We start from the raw sequence: 15,868 nt of genomic DNA, 5'->3' as shown, positions 1-15,868 counted from the left end.
CCAGGCCCTTATTGACTCACTGTGCCATGGACGGCAGTCTGAGTCTCATGGCAGACAGTAAATGGACCGCATCGCGCATCCCCGACCTGACGGGCCGGATCTTCGTTGTCACCGGAGCCAACAGCGGCCTCGGCCTGGCCACCACCCGCCACCTGGCGCGGCACGGTGCGCACGTCGTCATGGCCGTACGCAACGAGGCCAAGGGCCGCCGGGCCGTCGCTGACATCCGCGCCGCCGATCCCGACGCAAGCCTTGAGATGCGTCATCTCGACCTCGCCGATCTGGACTCGGTGAAGGCGTTCGCCGCCCGCGCGCACGACGACGCACTGCAGGTCGATGTCCTGATCAACAACGCGGGTGTCATGACGCCACCCCGAACGCTGAGCCCCCAGGGTCACGAGTCACAGTTCGCCGGTAACCACCTCGGCCACTTCGCCCTCACCGGCCTGCTCATGGACCTGCTGCGGCAGGGTCGTGACCCGCGTGTGGTGACCGTCAGCTCGATCGGGCATCACGGCGGGCAGATCCACTTCGACGACCTCTCCGGCGCACGGAAGTACCAGCGCGTGAAGTACTACGACCAGTCGAAGTTCGCCAACGTCCTCTTCGGCCTGGAACTCGACCGCAGGCTCCGCGCGGCCGACAGTCCGGTGCGCAGCCTGCTCGCCCACCCCGGGATCACAGCCACCAACCTCCAGCGAACTGGCCCGACCGGCGTGTTCCGGGTGGGAGGCGCCCTCGTCAACCGACTGTTCGCCCAGGACGTCCAGATCGGCACGCTTCCCCAACTGCGCGCCGCGACGGCACCGGACGTCGAGGGCGGGCAGTTCTTCGGCCCCGACGGATGGAAGGAGTTGCGCGGACATCCCACGATCGTCCGCCCCGACCCTGAGGCGGAGGACCCTGACACCGCACGCCGCCTGTGGGTGCTGTCCGAGGAGCTGACCGGTGTGGTCTACGCACCCGCCCCTTCGGCATGACCCAAGGCCGTCTTCGGCCCGCATAATGCTGCAGCGGTGAGGGGCCCTGAGGAGTGCGTGCTGCCACGCATCGACCTCACGGCTCCGAACGGCCCACTACCACAGCGCGGGCCCGGTGTGCGCGGATCTCGTCGTGGTGGTCGGCGGCCCAGCCGATCAGGGACGTCACGATCTCGTGGAGGCCGCGGCCCAGCGGGGTGAGGGAGTACTCGACGCGCGGCGGGACCTCCGCGTAGGCGGTGCGGGTGATCAGACCGTCCTCCCGGAGCTGGCGGAGCGTGAGGGTGAGCATCCGCTGGGAGATTCCGGGGACCTGGCGCTGCAGGTCTGTGTAGCGCAGCGGGCCGGCCTCCACCACCGCGATGAGCAGCAGGCTCCACTTGTCGCCGACGCGGTCGAGGACCTGCCGGATGAACTCCATGTGCTCGGCGGGGATGCGGGCACAGGGCCCCACCGCCGCCGCACCGCCCGAACTGCCGGTGACCTCCATGACACACATTCCTCTCCGGCACGAACACCGATGTGCCTTTTGTATCGACTTCCATACTGGCCCATCATGGCGCTACGAACAAAACGTAGGAATCAAGCGCAGGCACGGGAGGCGCGCGTCATGAAGATCGAGATCTGGGCCGAGGTCACCTGCCCCTGGTGCGGACTGGGCAGCCACCGTCTGGACCGGGCCGTGGAGCGGTTCGAGCACGGCGACGAGGTGGAGGTCGTCCACCACTCGTTCCCGCTGAGCAGCTCCTTCCCCGTGGATGAGACGTTCAGCGTCCGTGACGCGCTGCTGCGCCGGCACGGCATCGGCGGCTCCCAGGCCGAGGCGTCCACGCGTCGGATCGAGGCCCTGGCCGAGGCCGAGGGACTCACCCCCTACCAGGTGCTGGACAACCTGGTCGGCAACACCGACCTGGCGCACGAGTTCCTCGCCCACGCCTCCGCCGAGGGCAAGAACCGCGAAGCCTGGGACACGATCTTCCGCGCCTACTTCGGCCAGGCCCGCCCCGTCTTCACCATGGACGACCTGCTCGACCTGGCTCAGGAGATCGGCCTGGACCCCGAGAGCACCCGCCAGGCGCTCTCCGAGCACCGCTACCAGCGACAGGTCCGCGACGATGCCACCCGCGCCCAGCGCCTGGGCGCCACCGGCGCGCCCTTCATCGTCGTCGACGGCAGGTACGGCATCCCCGGCGCGCAGGACAGCGACGGCCTTCTCGACGTGCTGCGCACGGCCTGGGACGCATCCCACCCGCTCACCCTCACCACCGACGGCGACGCTGCGGTCTGCGGCCCCGACGGCTGCGCCGTACCGGCCCGCAGCTGACCTCCACCGTTCACCCCCCGATCCGCCCCCCCGACCCACCCTTGATCGTTTCGAAAGGCTGAGTTCTCCATGTCCTACCTGCTGCACATCGACGCCTCCTCGCTCGACGAGGCATCCGTCTCCCGTCAGGTCGCCCGGTCCTTCCGTGACGAGTGGAAGGGTCCGGTCGTCCACCGCGACCTGGCCGCCTCCCCCGCTCCGCACCTCAGCGCGGCGGGCATCACCGCCCGCACCACCGACCCCGCCGCCCGCACCCCCGAACAGGCGAAGGCCGCGGCGGTCCAGGACGAGCTGATCGAGGAGTTTCTCGGCGCCGGCGCCTACCTCTTCACCGTGCCGATGTACAACCTCACGATGCCGTCCGTGTTCAAGGCATGGCTGGACCAGATCATGGTCGCCGGGCGCACCCTGAGCTTCGACGGACCCCCGCCCACCCTCGGCCGCCCCGCCACGGTGATCTCCGCACGCGGCGGCGGCTACGGCCCCGGCGCCCCCAAGCACGGCATGGACCACCTGGTGCCGACGCTGGAAACCGTCCTGGGCCACCCGGCCAACCTCGGCCTCGACCTGACGACGGTCCTGCCCGAACTGACCATGGCCCCGTACGTGCCGATGATGGCCCCGCTGCTGCCGATGCACGAGGCGTCCATGACCAAGGCGCACGACGAGGCCCGCCGCCTGGGTTCGACCCTGACCGGCCGGCCGGCTGCCTGATCCACCCCTGAACTGCCGGAAAGGCGTTTGACCACCATGAGTAACCTCCTTGTCCTCGGCGGCAGCGGCCGCACCGGCACCCACGTCCTGGAGCACGCCGCCCAACGCGGCCACCACGTCCGCGCCCTCGTCCGCAACCCCGACAAGGTGCAGGCACCGGCCGGCGTCGAACTGATCCAGGGCACACCCGCCAACATCGACGACATCCGCAAGGCCGCCGAAGGCACCGACGCGGTGATCAGCGCGCTGAACAACGCCCGCACCTCCGACAATCCGTGGGCCAAGCCCGTCAGCCCGCCGATGTTCATGACCGACGCCACCCGCAACACGCTCACCGTCATGGGCGAACAGGGCATACCCCGCATCGTGCTGACGTCCACGCAGGGCGCCGGCGACGACTGGGCCCGGCTCAACCCGCTGGTCAAGGCGTTCATCAACCTGTCGAACATCAAGGCGGGCTTCGCGGACCACACCGGCCTCGACCAGCTCGTCCGCGCCTCGTCCGGCATCGACTGGACCCTGGCCCGCGCCGTCACCCTGACCAACAAACCCCTGAGCGGTCCCGTACGGGCAGCCGAGGCCGGCACCGAAAAGCCCGGCGCACGGATCAACCGCGCCGACCTCGCCCACTTCCTCGTCCAGACGATCGAGGACGACACCTGGATCCGCAAAGCCCCCCTCGTCTGGAACACCCGCGGCTGACGCCCTCGGGCGGTCCGACATGAACCGGACCCTGTTCCACCCCACCACCGCACCGCAATCCGAACAGTGAAGGGGAGAACATCCCATGTCCAAGGTGATCGCCATCTTCGGCGCCGGCAAGGGCCTCGGCGCCTCCGTCGCGCGCCGCTTTGCCCGCGAGGGTTTCCGTGTGGCGCTCATCGCCCGCGGCAAGGAGCGTCTCGACGCCCTCGTCGAGGAGCTGAAGGCCGAAGGCATCGACGCGGCCGGTTTCACCGCCGACCTGTCCAAGCCCGAGCAGGCCGGCGCCACGGTCCAGGCCATCCGTGACCACTTCGGTCGCATCGACGTGGTCGAGTACGGTCCGATCAGCGGCGAGCAGGCCTTCGCTCCCGCCGCGAAGCTGGACGCGGCCACCCTGCGCAAGGACAGCCCGCTGCTCCTGCTCACCCCGGTCGAGGTGGCCCAGGCCGTGCTGCCGGAGTGGAACGAGCGCGGCGACGGCGCCTTCCTGATGACCACCGGCGCCACGGCCGGCTCCCCGCGCCCCTTCGCCAGCGGCGTCGGCCCGCACATGGCAGCCGCCCGCAACTGGCTCTTCTCGCTCAACGGCGAGCTGGCCGACGCCGGCATCTACGCCGGCACCCTGTCCATCGCCGCGTTCATCGCCCGGAGCGAGATGGGCGAACTCGCCGCGAGGAGCCTGGCCAAGACCGGCTCCGGCACGGGCCCGCTCGTCGACCCGGACGCGCTGGCCGACCAGTACTGGGACATGTACACCAAGCGTGACCGCGTCGAGCAGCTCTTCCCCGAGTACGACGCCGCCTGAGGTAACGGCTGGGCAGGTGCTGCCCTACCGGCCCGATAGGACACCGCGCGGGGTGCGGCGCCCGGACGCACAGCCGTGCCCCGACGGCAGTCGAGCGGGAAAGCCCACGAGCCTGCGCGGCCCGGCAGCGCAGCCCGCGTTGCCGAGCCCTCAGCCGCCCCGCCATCAGCTCACCCGACCTCATCCCTGCCGTGATCCACACACTGTCAGCCTTGCCTGGGGGCGAGTCGCTCCGCGGGGTCCTCTTCAAGCTGTCGAACATCAAGGCGGGCTTCGAAGACCACACCGCCCTCGACCAGGCCGTCCGCGCCACGTCCGGCATCGACTGGACCCTGGCCCGCGCCGTCGCCCTCACCGACAAGCCCCTCAGCGGCCCCCTACGGGCAGCCGAGGCCGGCACCGAAAAGCCCGGCGCCCGGATCAACCGCGCCGACCTCGCCCACTTCCTCGTCCAGCCGATCGAGGACGACACCTGGATCCGCAAAGCCCCCTCGTCTGGAGCACACGAGGATGACCCACCCCATGATCCACACCCACCTCATGCACCACAGCTGTCCCACCTTAGGCGCGCCGTCCCCCGACGGCGACGCCGGACTGGAGTGACATGACAACAACCGACACCCCCCACACCGACATCGCGTTCAACCAGCGCCTGCGCGTCGTGCTCGACGCTCTCCAGAAGACGTTCGGGGACGTGGCGCTCAGGCAGGGCATCACGTTCGAGGAGCTGGGCCAGGCCATCACCTACGTGCAGAAGCTGGTCGCGTCAGGGGAGTTCCCGCTGGCGGCGATCTCGCTCCTCGGCATCCGCCCGATGGAGGTCAGTTACGGCAGGGCCTACGTCCACCCGGAGAAGGACGGCGCCTCCACCTGGATCCCCACCGGGCCCGCCTACGTGCCCGGGGCACCGCAGATCGACAACCCCGGCGTGCTGCCGATGGCGCCCGACGAGCCCGGCGAGACCCTGCTCGTCTCCGGCACCGTACGTTCCACCTCGGGCAAGCCGCTGCCCGGCGCGGTGATCGATCTCTGGCAGACCACCGCCGACGGCCGGTACGCGGGTCTGACACCCGAGCAGGCGGGACCCCTGGAGGGCCTCGACGTCGTCGACTTCGACCTGCCGAAATACCACCTCCGCGGCAAGATCATCGCGGACGCCGAGGGCCGCTACGAGTACCGCACCGTCGTACCGGGCATGGAGGCCTCGGCGGTGCCGGGCAGCCTGTTCGACAACCTCCTGCTCATGCTGGGACGGGCCAACTCCCGCGCCAGGCACATCCACGCGCACATCACCCACGACGACCATCACATGCTCACCCACCAGATCCACTTCGACGGCGACCCGCTCGTCGACACGGTCAGCGAGGGCGCCATCGCCCGGGAGCTGATCCACAAGACCGCACTCCACGAGGACCCCTCCGAGTGGGAAGCACGCGGCCTGACCGGCCCTTACCGCACCCTCACCTGCGACTACACACTCCGCCCCATCGGCTTCGACGAGGTCAAGGACCCGTACGTCCTCGAAGGCTTCTGGAAGCAGTGACCCCAGCAGGTGAACAACAGGATGTGGGCGGCGCCGTCCGGCGCCGCCCACATCCGACAAGGGAGGAATCCACATGCCTGGCAAGACTGCCGACGAGCTGGCCATCCGTGAACTGACCGCACGTTTCAATCACCTGGACTCCCAGAAGCGAAACAGTGAATTGGCCGCGACCTTCGTGGAGAACGGTGTGCTCGTGGCTCGGGACGAGCGCTTCGAGGGCAGGCCGGCCATCGAAACCTACTTCGACACCCAGCAACTGGGCGCGCCTGTGAACATCGGCTTCGGGGTGACGGGACGTTTGGGAACGACCGTTCATGCCACGACCGACAACCTCATCACCATCGAGGGCGACGAGGCGACCCAGCTGTCGTTCATGATGGTGTTCCGTCAGGTCCCGCACGAGGTCGTGAGCGGCGGGCTCGTCATCGCCACCGAGCGCTTCGAGGATCGACTGGTCAGGACGGACGACGGTTGGTTGTTCGACCAGAGGATCATGACCATCCTCCAGACCAACGCGGCCCCTGACTCGTCCCTGCAGCAGGTCGGGGTGGTTGAGTCTCCTCATTGAGTGAGCCGCCGCACCGGTCCCACGAGGCCGTGATTGCGCACCCGCGTGATGTGTGTATGGCCGTCCCTTCCGAAGAGCCTCACTCCGACGTCAGGTATGTCGTCGTAGTAGCCCCGCGCGATGAGCCGGTTGTTCAACGAGCTTGAGACCCGGACGACGACCGTGTTCCCGCCGTCAAGCAGGTCTTCAGCGATGCGCGAGGCCGGCATGGGGACGCTGCTGTTCACCACCGCGGCGGATCGATCCACCCCGTCCCCATCTTCGGCAATGTCAACGCCACCGCTGGCGCCCTGCACACCTGGGTGCTCAACCTGCACAACGAGTTGGCGGGATCCGGTATCCACGCCGGGTCCGGTGCGGGAACGGGGGGCGAGCGAATCACCGATTACGAAAGTAATCCGCAAGTAGATTCGACCCTGAATCGACCCCAACGCCGCGGCTGGACCTGCGCCGCAACTCTGACCTGCGCAAATGCAAGTGAACTAGGGTCAATTACAGTACCGCCAGTAAATCTGCCGCACCCTTTCTGACCTGGGCTTGTGAGGGTCAAAGCGGCTGTGACCTGCTAGGACGGGTTGCAGAGGCGATCGGAGGCAGTCAGAGGAAAACGCTCTGATTCGACCCCGGTTCGACCCGGGTCGCTCGGAGGCAGTCAGAGGCGATCCCTCTGAAACTCGCCTTGGCGCGGCCCGAGCGGACCGGGTGGATGAGGAGCGCTGACCCCTGGACGGGCCTCTGGTTCGAGCCTTGGTCGAGTTGCGATGGGGACGCCTGCCTCCAAAGGAGCCAGGCATACGAAAGCCTCCAGGACGGCAATCCTGGAGGCTTCGCTGGCACCGATTGGAGGTCGGTTCCGGGCACCACCCGTGGTTTTAGCGGGCCTAGGTGGCGTCCATGTCTTTGCGAGACGACCCCCAGAATGCCACACGCCATCCCTTCCCCGCACTACTCGCAGCACCCTCCGGTCCAGCCAGAGGCAGTCACAGGCACCCAAACCTCGCGACAGGGGCTCGCCCAACTCTCAGGGGCAGCGGCTGATCTGGTCCTTCTCGGGGACCTCACTGGACGCTACGCCGCCGGTAGTTACAGCAAGCTCGATCGTCAAGGGCAAGTCGTCCAGCGCGACCCTCGGGCCGGGATTGCCGAACACGGTCACCGCATCACAGCGGCTATCGCCTGCCACGTGGCCCGAGTCGGCGGAACCGTTGACCAGTTGACGAGCCTGCTGATGCACCCGGATCACGAGGGCGGCAGCCATGCGCAGAACATCGCCCTGCGTTCTGGACAAGCACGCGCCCTCGCGTACATCGAGCGCGTTTGGGAGGGCGCCGTCGTAACGGTCAGCGACACGGCGCAGGTTGCTTCTCGCCAGGACGTCTACGAGGACCTCGCTGCCCTTCGCGACCGCATCGAGGTCACTCCGTGGCGGAGTGAGCGAGGACGCACGGCCTTGCGGGTGTTGCGCGCGCATCTCAACTTCGCTGAAGCCGCCGGCAGCCGTCTGCACGCTGCCAGCGAGCGCCAGGCGGCTGAGGAAGCCGGGGTCTCTCGGCAGGCGGTGCGCAGCGCGTACGAGACCGTACTGAAGCCCGGCGGGTGGCTCCGCCGGCTGAAGGTCGGACGCGGCAAGGAGGGTTCCTCCTGGTACCTCGGCAACGGTCCCGGACGCGTGACAGAGGATCCACTTTCTCACTCACAGACCACTCAGTTCCCCCCCGACCTGGCACTTGACGAGTGGTCCACTCCTGAGACAGCCCTTTCGGCCGATATCGACTCCACCGTCATTAGCCGCTTGATGGCCCACGATGCCTTCGCCCACCGCGCGCTGGGGAGCTCCGCCCTGATGATCATTGGGGCCCTGCACTCACGCTCATCTCAGACCGTCGGCGAACTCGTCACCACCTCGTCCGTGTCTCGCGCCACCGTCTACCGGACTCTCCACCGCCTCGTAAGCCACGGCCTCGTGCACCACGTCGGTGAGACCTGGATCCTGGCCCCCCGTGCCTTGGAAGGCTTCGGTAACAGGCTTCTGGAGGCTGCTACCGAAACAGACGTCGTTCCCTCACGCGGGTGGGACGAGATCGCCTCCCACCGCGGAACTGCAGGCCTCTCCGCACGCCGAAGGGCGCTCCACGCAGCCGAGCGGGCGAGGTACCGGGCGGCGCTCGACAACCTCGCAGAGCACCGCAGCGCGGCCCATGTGATCGTCCGCGACGGCCGCCAGATCTTCATCCCGACACCGCGCCCCGACGAAGTCCCCGCCACATGGCAGGCCCCGGACGGAGGCGTCCTCGATCCGGTAACCGGCCGTGCCGCGCCCGACTGGCGGATCGCCACCGACGGGCGGCTGATCCTCATCACCCCTACTGACCAGCGCAGTTACGACGAGCTGGCCGCTGCCCATGCCGAAGCCCTCAGTGAATGGGAGTCCGCAGCATGAACCCAGGTCCCGCGAGCACGCCTGCCGAGGGCGATTCGCCAACCCCAGAAGCCCTGCGCACGCAGTACGAGTCCGGTGCGACAGTCGATGAACTCGTGGCTGTCAGCGGCCTGTCGTACGGCACGGTCCTCAACCGGCTGCGCGAGGCCGGGACCGTGATGCGCACCTCGTGGCAGACGCGCAGGCTGCGCGACGGGCAAGCCCGCCGCAACCTCGCGGCTCGTCTGCGCCGCCTCTACGAGCAACAGGGCGCCACGCTCGGAGAGTTGGCCGTGGCGGGGTCCGTGACACGACGTGCCGCCAAGCGGCTGCTGATCGAGGCCGGGGGTACGCCCCGCACCACTCAGCAGACACTGCGTATCCGTTCCGCGGCCAGTACCGCGCGGCGGATGGAGCTCGCGTTGTCCCTGCGGGCGCGGTATGAGGCCGGCGCCACGGTGCCGGACCTCGCCGCGGAGTGCAGCTACTCCGTCGGCACCGTCTACCGGCTCCTGCACCAGGCGGGCACCCATATGCGGCCCAAGCACAACCATGGCCCGGCCCGCGCCCCGAGGAAGCGCTCATGAGCGCCCTCGAACGGGTCCCCGGCTGGGCCCGGCAGGTCACGGGACCGATGGCGAGCCATCCCGAATACAGCGCTTCTCGGGGCCCTCCTTTGCCAGCGCTCAGCAGCCACCGAACGTCGGTCTGCTCGCCGACGGACGCACGTCAATGCACCTTTCCCGATTCAGGAGATCAAGCACTCGTGAGTGAAAACACCCGTACCAAGACCCTGGCCGCTGCTGCGGCTAGCGACTGGGACGCCTTCGTCATCGTGGTCGGCATGCTCAAGGGCGGCACCGGCAAGACCACCTCCGCCTGGTTCATCGCCCTCTACTACGCCGTCGTCCTCGACCTGCCCACCCTGCTCCTGGACGCGGACGGCACCAGCCAGTCCGCCTACGACTGGTTCAGGGTCGCCCAGGCCGCCGGTTTCGAGATCCCGGCCAACCTGGTGGTCGAGCGGTACCCGTTCGAGGACATCGCCGAGTACATCCGGGCCAAGCGGGCCGAGTTCGGTGCGATCGTGGTCGACGCCGGCGGCGGCAGCGCCCGGATCTTCCACGAGGCTGTTACCGAGGCGAACCTGCTGCTCGTGCCGGTCGCTCCCACCAAGATCGAGCGCCGCAAGCTCGTGGCCACCTTCGACGAGGCCGAGCGCGCCGCCGCCCGCAACGAGCAGGGCGTTACCGCACACGTGGTCATGGTCAAGGCAGATGACCGCACCAGCCTGCCCGGCCGGGCGAAGCAGCAGCTGCTGGAGCCCGCCGAGGGCGAGGGCATCGGCCCGGACCGCGACGAGGCGTTCCCGCTGGCCGAGACCACCATCCACTCCTGGGTGCACTACATGGAGGCCTTCGGCGAGATCCCGACCGAACTGAGCGAGTACGCCAACCTGATGAAGGAACTCACCGCATGAGCGAGAAGAACGAGCGGCCGAAGCCGCCGGCCCGCCGCACCGGCGGGCGTGCCCTGGGTGGGGCCGCCAAGAAGACCCCGCCGCCCCCGCCGCCGGCTGCCGAGCTCACGCCTGAGCAGTTCGCCGCCGAGCAGGGTGCTGGCCAGGGCGAAGCCCGTCCGGCTGTTGCCGAGGCCGAGGTCCACCAGCCTTCCACGGCCCCGGTTGAGACTGGGGCGCAGGGCGAGCCGACCAGGATGCTCGCCGAGACTCCGCAGCCTCAGGCCCCGCCGACTGTAGGCGCCGTACCGAGCGGCCCCGTCCAGGCCCCGGCCGCAGGAGCGCCCGCGATGCACTCTGTTCCCCCTGGACATTCCACACATGGGCACGAGCAGTTCGCGGCCCGCACTGGCGAGCTCGCGGCGCCCACGGCTCAGTCCACGCAGGTGAGCGAGCAGGTTCCGCAGACCGGTCTGCCTCACGCCATTCCCACGGCCGCTGGGGTATCGCCGACCGCCGAGGTTGCCGTGCGGCCGGTTGTTTCTCCGGTCCCGGGCGGTACGGCCTTCCCGGTGAGGAGCGATGCTCCGGTATCTCACCAGGAGCAGAACACGCGATCGGAGGCGGCACCCAGCGAGGGAACCCCGTGGGCTCAGGGACCCGGTCGTCCCAAGGACATTCCCGAGACGGCCACCGTTCTCAACCAGCGCATCATCACGCGCGAGAGCCTCGACTCCTCGGTCCCTGCGGCGCTGAAGCTGAAGAAGCGCATCAAGCGCTTCGCGCTGGACAACGAACTCGACCACCTGCCCATCGGCGACATCGTCTCTGTCGCCCTGGATGAGTGGCTCACCGCCCGCGGCTTCTAACGCGCGCCTCCCGGGTGGCCGCGAGATCGCCGCTCTCGCGGCCACCCGCCCGCCCGACTATTCCACTAGTCCACTAGGCGGCTAGCTAGTCGCCTAGTGGACCTGACCGGAGCCCCCAGTGCCCGATCTCTCGCAACACGCCAGTCAACTGCGCGCTGTCGCTGACGCCCTCGAAGCCCAATCCGATCCAACCAGCGACCCGTTCGCCCCTCATCCCGACACCTTGAATATCATCAACGGTCGCCACACAAATCGCGGGCAAATCAATTACGCGGTTCCCGACGAACTCCAGATCCAGCGACGTATCCGCCGTTTTCATGCGGATCACGGAATCCAGCACGGAGACATCGTGGCGATGGCTCTCGACGCATTCCTGCGTGCAAACGGATATCCCCCCGACCTCAAACCGCCCAATACTGATGCGTCGTGAGCCGATCCGACGGTCAACTCCTACTGGGCGGCATCGTTCCTCCCCGTTCCCCGGAACCAGGCGACGAGCAGCTTTCTCTTCTTGGCGAGCCGACACCGATCCGGCTGCCCGCAGAGCTATGGCGCTCGTGGCTCAGCGATACGTCTATTGTGGCCCGGTTCGAAGCCAAGCGATATGTAAGGGCAGCCGACCTTTGTTGGCCATGCCTTAATGCCGTGAGTTCGACTGGGCACGGTTCTTTCCGTGCTGCGAGCCTTCCTGGACCTTCTCGGCGCGGGACTGTGCCGGCTCATCTATTCGCATACCAGTTGGCTAATGGTGTCATAGATCGGCCTGGGTGGTCTGCTTCCCAGGATCCTGTCGTGTGTCACACCTGTGATTTCCACGGCTGTACCAATCCGGGCCATCTCCGGCTCGGAACAGCAGCGGAGAACCGTGCGGAATGGTCACTGCGAAGGGGAAATCCTCACGGCCCTCTCGCGGATACGCGTGGAGCCGCTGGACGCACACGGGCCATCGCACAGGCGATCCGCATGGGACTGAAGGCGGGAGAGCCGCCGGAGAGGATTGAGCAACTGATTCTGGCCGCTGAGACAGACGGTCTTCCACTCACCCTCTGGTGACAGGCAGCGGGGAACTCCTCGTAGTGGCCGCCAGTACGGCCGTCGGCGGCATACGGGTGGGGCGGCTCTCTACCGTCCTTCTCCGCACCTGGCGCGACGCGGATATCTGGGTGCCCTCCATGGACTCACCTCCGAGGGCACCCAGATCTCACATCATCGGGATGGCCACGCTGTGTGGGCATACTCCACGGCCAGCGCCGCCGCCTCGGCCAGGGTCTCGGCGACCGGGACGCCACTGCTTCGGAGGATGTCGGGGTGGGTCAGGCCCCCGGTGTACGACACGGGGTGAATCTGATTCGCGAGCGCGGCGCGGACGTCATCAACAGCATCGCCGATGAGCACGATCGGCCGGGCTCCAATGGTCTGGCGCAGCGCCGATAGGTGCCCGGCCAGGGGCTGCTTCTTGCTCCTGGCGGGAGGTCCCGTGCGTCCGTCGACCCGCATGAACAAGGAGCCGACACCGAGAGCCGAGATGTGCCGGGCCAGCCCAATGTGGGCGCTCAGTGACAGTACGGAGTGGCTGCAGCCGCTTCGGATCAGCCGCGTGAGGAGTTCCTCGGTTCCGGGCAGGAGGCCGGCTGGAGGCCGCCGGGAATGGTAGGTCTCAAATGCCATGATCGTTCGGGTCCGCTCGCGATCGGTGAGGGCACGACCGAGGATGCTGGCACACATAGCGGGGGCCGAGGTGGCGAAGTGATGTCGGACAGTGTCGAAGTCAACCGGTTGCGCACCCAAAGAAGCCAACGCTGCATTTACCGCTCCGACCTGGCGCTCGACGTCGTCAGCGAGCGTGCCTCTCCATCCCCACACCAAGTGTGGCCGGTTCAAGATCCGTGGCACGGACGTGGCTTCCTCTCTTGATCAGGTGTGAAGAGTACGACTCCGTTTCGGGAGAACGGAATGTCACGGGTGCCGGATTTTGTGAAGATCCGCTATCAAGACCCGAATGCGCTGGTAATCCCTCTCGATCACCCCGGGCAGCTCGTGGGCCAGGACGATCTCCCACGCTCTCCCGCCGGGCGGGTGGGGCACGGTCCCGGAGGCGAACGAGTTCGGGTCCGTGTCAAGGCCCACCACGGTGGGCAGCGCCGCGAGGACCTGCAACACGGCTGACTCAGGTCCCGCCCCACGCGGTGTGTTCACGTAGACCCGGGACACGCAGCTGCGATGCCTGTCACTGCTGCGGAGGGAAGCGCAGAGCGCCCCGTCCAGCGCTGCGTCGATGGGGTCGTGACCAGTGATCGTCCATACCGCCTCGTCGCCGCGGGATCGGTTGGTGACCACGCGGGCGGACAGCAGGACCGAGCCGCGCTCGGGCTCAAACGCAACGTGGCATGACGTTGCCCCCGATGTCACGCCCAGGGTGTCCAGAGCACTGCGCACGTAGCGGGAGAGCCGGCGGGCGAGGAGGCCGTGGCGGCGCAGTAGGTCGATGCGGTCGAGAAGCCCCGTCGGAGCGTGCGCGTGTGCCCAGATGCCGGTAACAGCATGCTGGGGGCCGCCGGGTCCGAGCCGTGTCACGCTGTCGACCACGTACTGTCGCCCCTCCACCCGTTCTTGCAGGACGAGAGCGGCTTTCCCGCTTTGGCTGAGGGCAGCTTCTTGGAGCTGCGGCCAGACAGCTGCGATCGACTGCTTCGTGGGACACTCGACGGGTCCAGGAGTCCCGCCGATCGTGACGGAGGCCAGCCGGTACGTCGACGCCGGACACCGGTCGGCCCACGTCAGCGCCTCGACGAGACTGGCCGTACGCAGGGTGCGGGGCACGGCGACTCCCGCCCGTGACAGCGCTTCCGCCTGAATGCCTCGATCCGTACGCAGGAGCGCCGAGTCGGGAATGCCGCTGCCGGGCAGGCGCAGTTGCCAGGCGATGCGTTCGGCGAGCTCCACTCCTGCCGGGCTTGCGGCCACCACGGCTTCGACCCCGACCGCCCGCAGTTTCTTGGCGGTGCGGCGCAGATCGCCGGTGTACTCGATGACGCCGGTGTACGCCTCGTCCGCCCGTGTGGTCCCGTGGGCCGGAGGCCTTGCGCCGGGACCGAGAGTGACGGCAACGGCGTCTCGTCCTCGGCGGGCCAGCGCGTCGGCGTAGCCGGATCCGGAGAGCGGGGCGATGACCGCCACTGGCACCGTTCTCGCCGGATAGGGGGCAGTGGCCAGGGCGGTGCCTTGAGCAATGGCCATCGGACCGTCTCCAGGGTCGCTCGGCACGTAGGGGAAGACGGGGTTCACCGCGTGCAACTCGTGGTGTGGGCGGGCCGGGCGATTCGAATCGTGAGGTGATCGGCGACCAGGTCGAGGCGTTTCGTGCAGTCGGCGGCGGTGGGGCCGGTGACGACCCAGTGGGCAAGGCGGTCGTCGATGCTGGTGCGCGGTGGTGCGATCACCTGGGTGCCGAGGTCGCGTGTCCAGACGAGGCGTTCCAGCCATAGCTGGTCGTGCACGGGCCTGTGGGCGTCCAGGCGTTGGATGCGGCCGGTGTACTCGGGGTAGAGGAAGCGGATCGCGGCGGCTTCCGAGCGCGTCGGGGTCAGGTCGGGCTTCTCGCCGGCGGCGAGAGCAGCCAGTGCCTGGGGCAGGTTCACCCCGGTTGCGCGGTCGACGAGGAGGGGGATGAGGTCTCCCGCGGGGCGGCCGTTGATCTCGATCACCCGTGGGCCGGTGCTGGTCAGCCGCAACTCGACATGGACCACGCCCCAGGTGATCCCGAGGGCTTGCACGGCTGCGGCTACGACCTCGGCGAGGTACGGGTCGGTGAGCAGCGGGTCCTTGGCGTCGACGGTGTGCTCGATCTCCTGGAACTGCGGTTCGGGCCCGAGCACCTTGCGGGTGACGGCCACGATCTGGACGTGCTGCGGGCCGAGGATCACGGTCTCTGCGCTGATCTCCGGTCCTTGGAGGTACTCCTCGACCAGGGCGCCGGGAACGGACCAGTCCTCCAGCCCCAGGACGCTGTCCACCAGCGCCCGGTTGAAGGCCTCGCGGACGTCCGCGTCGTCGTCGGCCCGCAACACGCCCGCGCTTCCGGCCCGGCCGCGGGGCTTGACGACGACCGGATAGCCCAGCCCGCGGGCGATCTCCACCGCCCGGTCGGCATCCTGGGCGAGGTGGGAGCGCGCCGAGGGAACGCGGTGCTCGGCCAGAAGGCGCCTGGTGATCGCCTTGTCACGGCAAGCGGCAGCCGCAGCTGGGGAGTTGCCGGGAAGGCCGAGGTGGTGGGTCAGCCTGGCCGCGAGTTCGACGTAGTGCTCCATGTACGTGGTCACGCCCGCCACGCCGAGGCGGCTGGCGGTGTCCCGTCCGAACTCTGCTGCGGTCTCAGGGTCACGTAGATCGACTGCCATCTCGGCTGCCACGTAGGGGCGGGCCCACCTCGGTGGGGTTTTGTCGGCGAGCACGACAGGGCGGACGCGGGCTATCTGACGCAGA

Annotated in this window: 19 protein-coding genes; 14 read left to right on the top strand and 5 right to left on the bottom strand. The window is 68.3% G+C overall.

The window, feature by feature from the left end:
• Positions 1-47: 47 nt before the first annotated feature.
• The gene (locus tag ABZ928_RS41820) at positions 48-980 is read left to right on the top strand and encodes an oxidoreductase (protein ID WP_361531163.1); all 933 of its coding nucleotides are present in this window, start codon (positions 48-50) and stop codon (positions 978-980) included.
• Positions 981-1,056: 76 nt separating this feature from the next.
• Here ABZ928_RS41820 and ABZ928_RS41815 read toward each other — a convergent pair whose 3' ends face one another.
• Complete coding sequence (locus tag ABZ928_RS41815) at positions 1,057-1,470, bottom strand: helix-turn-helix domain-containing protein (protein ID WP_361531160.1); 414 nt, start codon at positions 1,468-1,470, stop codon at positions 1,057-1,059.
• A 120-nt stretch (positions 1,471-1,590) separates the two neighbouring features.
• Between ABZ928_RS41815 and ABZ928_RS41810 the strand changes: the two genes are divergently transcribed.
• The 7 genes from ABZ928_RS41810 (at position 1,591) to ABZ928_RS41780 (ending at position 6,639) form a co-directional block, all read left to right on the top strand.
• Entirely contained in the window at positions 1,591-2,304 is a 714-nt protein-coding gene (locus tag ABZ928_RS41810; protein ID WP_361531157.1) for a DsbA family oxidoreductase, read from the top strand.
• 69 nt (positions 2,305-2,373) lie between these two features.
• The gene (locus ABZ928_RS41805) at positions 2,374-3,018 is read left to right on the top strand and encodes an NAD(P)H-dependent oxidoreductase (RefSeq protein WP_361531154.1); all 645 of its coding nucleotides are present in this window, start codon (positions 2,374-2,376) and stop codon (positions 3,016-3,018) included.
• A gap of 36 nt (positions 3,019-3,054) precedes the next feature.
• On the top strand, positions 3,055-3,720 hold the full coding sequence (locus tag ABZ928_RS41800) for an NAD(P)H-binding protein (protein WP_361531151.1): 666 nt from the start codon (positions 3,055-3,057) through the stop codon (positions 3,718-3,720).
• Positions 3,721-3,805: 85 nt separating this feature from the next.
• The gene (locus tag ABZ928_RS41795) at positions 3,806-4,528 is read left to right on the top strand and encodes an SDR family NAD(P)-dependent oxidoreductase (protein WP_361531148.1); all 723 of its coding nucleotides are present in this window, start codon (positions 3,806-3,808) and stop codon (positions 4,526-4,528) included.
• Between the two features lie 212 nt (positions 4,529-4,740).
• Positions 4,741-5,136, top strand: a complete 396-nt coding sequence (locus ABZ928_RS41790; protein WP_361531145.1) for an NAD(P)H-binding protein — start codon at positions 4,741-4,743, stop codon at positions 5,134-5,136.
• On the top strand, positions 5,133-6,071 hold the full coding sequence (locus tag ABZ928_RS41785; protein ID WP_361531142.1) for a catechol 1,2-dioxygenase: 939 nt from the start codon (positions 5,133-5,135) through the stop codon (positions 6,069-6,071). Before ABZ928_RS41790 ends, ABZ928_RS41785 begins: the two co-directional genes overlap by 4 nt.
• Positions 6,072-6,144: 73 nt before the next feature.
• Complete coding sequence (locus tag ABZ928_RS41780; protein WP_361531139.1) at positions 6,145-6,639, top strand: nuclear transport factor 2 family protein; 495 nt, start codon at positions 6,145-6,147, stop codon at positions 6,637-6,639.
• Here ABZ928_RS41780 and ABZ928_RS41775 read toward each other — a convergent pair.
• Entirely contained in the window at positions 6,633-6,983 is a 351-nt protein-coding gene (locus ABZ928_RS41775) for a hypothetical protein (protein WP_361531136.1), read from the bottom strand. The genes ABZ928_RS41780 and ABZ928_RS41775 overlap by 7 nt on opposite strands.
• An 869-nt stretch (positions 6,984-7,852) precedes the next feature.
• Here ABZ928_RS41775 and ABZ928_RS41770 point away from each other — a divergent pair.
• The 6 genes from ABZ928_RS41770 to ABZ928_RS41745 all read left to right on the top strand — a co-directional run bounded on the left by ABZ928_RS41770 (position 7,853) and on the right by ABZ928_RS41745 (position 12,439).
• Positions 7,853-9,079, top strand: a complete 1,227-nt coding sequence (locus tag ABZ928_RS41770) for a helix-turn-helix domain-containing protein (protein ID WP_361531133.1) — start codon at positions 7,853-7,855, stop codon at positions 9,077-9,079.
• Entirely contained in the window at positions 9,076-9,645 is a 570-nt protein-coding gene (locus ABZ928_RS41765; RefSeq protein ID WP_361531130.1) for a helix-turn-helix domain containing protein, read from the top strand. Before ABZ928_RS41770 ends, ABZ928_RS41765 begins: the two co-directional genes overlap by 4 nt.
• A 179-nt stretch (positions 9,646-9,824) precedes the next feature.
• Entirely contained in the window at positions 9,825-10,538 is a 714-nt protein-coding gene (locus tag ABZ928_RS41760; protein ID WP_361531127.1) for a ParA family protein, read from the top strand.
• Positions 10,535-11,386, top strand: coding sequence for a hypothetical protein (locus ABZ928_RS41755; protein ID WP_361531124.1), 852 nt, complete (start codon positions 10,535-10,537; stop codon positions 11,384-11,386). The genes ABZ928_RS41760 and ABZ928_RS41755 overlap by 4 nt, the downstream gene beginning before the upstream one ends.
• Before the next feature lie 118 nt (positions 11,387-11,504).
• Positions 11,505-11,816, top strand: coding sequence for a hypothetical protein (locus ABZ928_RS41750; RefSeq protein WP_361531121.1), 312 nt, complete (start codon positions 11,505-11,507; stop codon positions 11,814-11,816).
• A complete protein-coding gene (locus ABZ928_RS41745) occupies positions 11,813-12,439 on the top strand; it encodes an HNH endonuclease (RefSeq protein ID WP_361531118.1) in 627 nt (208 codons plus the stop codon). The genes ABZ928_RS41750 and ABZ928_RS41745 overlap by 4 nt, the downstream gene beginning before the upstream one ends.
• A gap of 153 nt (positions 12,440-12,592) precedes the next feature.
• On the opposite strand, the gene ABZ928_RS41740 is transcribed toward ABZ928_RS41745, so the two are convergent.
• The 3 genes from ABZ928_RS41740 to ABZ928_RS41730 form a co-directional block, all read right to left on the bottom strand.
• Positions 12,593-13,249 (bottom strand): HAD hydrolase-like protein, encoded by a 657-nt coding sequence (locus ABZ928_RS41740; protein ID WP_361531256.1) that lies wholly within the window; start codon positions 13,247-13,249, stop codon positions 12,593-12,595.
• 93 nt (positions 13,250-13,342) lie between these two features.
• Entirely contained in the window at positions 13,343-14,671 is a 1,329-nt protein-coding gene (locus ABZ928_RS41735) for a hypothetical protein (protein ID WP_361531115.1), read from the bottom strand.
• The gene (locus tag ABZ928_RS41730) at positions 14,668-15,795 is read right to left on the bottom strand and encodes an ATP-grasp domain-containing protein (RefSeq protein ID WP_361531112.1); all 1,128 of its coding nucleotides are present in this window, start codon (positions 15,793-15,795) and stop codon (positions 14,668-14,670) included. Before ABZ928_RS41730 ends, ABZ928_RS41735 begins: the two co-directional genes overlap by 4 nt.
• Between the last annotated feature and the right edge of the window lie 73 nt (positions 15,796-15,868).

Source organism: Streptomyces sp. NPDC046909, from assembly GCF_040644695.1.
Classification (GTDB): Bacteria; Actinomycetota; Actinomycetes; order Streptomycetales; family Streptomycetaceae; genus Streptomyces.
The sequence above is the reverse complement of the archived record's forward strand: the minus strand, read 5'-3'. Positions and strand labels throughout refer to the sequence as shown.

Coding starts and splice junctions, on each gene's coding strand:
- ABZ928_RS41820 (WP_361531163.1), top strand. CDS start 48: ATGGCAGACAGTAAATGGACCGCATCGCGCATCCCCGACCTGACGGGC.
- ABZ928_RS41815 (WP_361531160.1), bottom strand. CDS start 1,470: ATGGAGGTCACCGGCAGTTCGGGCGGTGCGGCGGCGGTGGGGCCCTGT.
- ABZ928_RS41810 (WP_361531157.1), top strand. CDS start 1,591: ATGAAGATCGAGATCTGGGCCGAGGTCACCTGCCCCTGGTGCGGACTG.
- ABZ928_RS41805 (WP_361531154.1), top strand. CDS start 2,374: ATGTCCTACCTGCTGCACATCGACGCCTCCTCGCTCGACGAGGCATCC.
- ABZ928_RS41800 (WP_361531151.1), top strand. CDS start 3,055: ATGAGTAACCTCCTTGTCCTCGGCGGCAGCGGCCGCACCGGCACCCAC.
- ABZ928_RS41795 (WP_361531148.1), top strand. CDS start 3,806: ATGTCCAAGGTGATCGCCATCTTCGGCGCCGGCAAGGGCCTCGGCGCC.
- ABZ928_RS41785 (WP_361531142.1), top strand. CDS start 5,133: ATGACAACAACCGACACCCCCCACACCGACATCGCGTTCAACCAGCGC.
- ABZ928_RS41780 (WP_361531139.1), top strand. CDS start 6,145: ATGCCTGGCAAGACTGCCGACGAGCTGGCCATCCGTGAACTGACCGCA.
- ABZ928_RS41765 (WP_361531130.1), top strand. CDS start 9,076: ATGAACCCAGGTCCCGCGAGCACGCCTGCCGAGGGCGATTCGCCAACC.
- ABZ928_RS41755 (WP_361531124.1), top strand. CDS start 10,535: ATGAGCGAGAAGAACGAGCGGCCGAAGCCGCCGGCCCGCCGCACCGGC.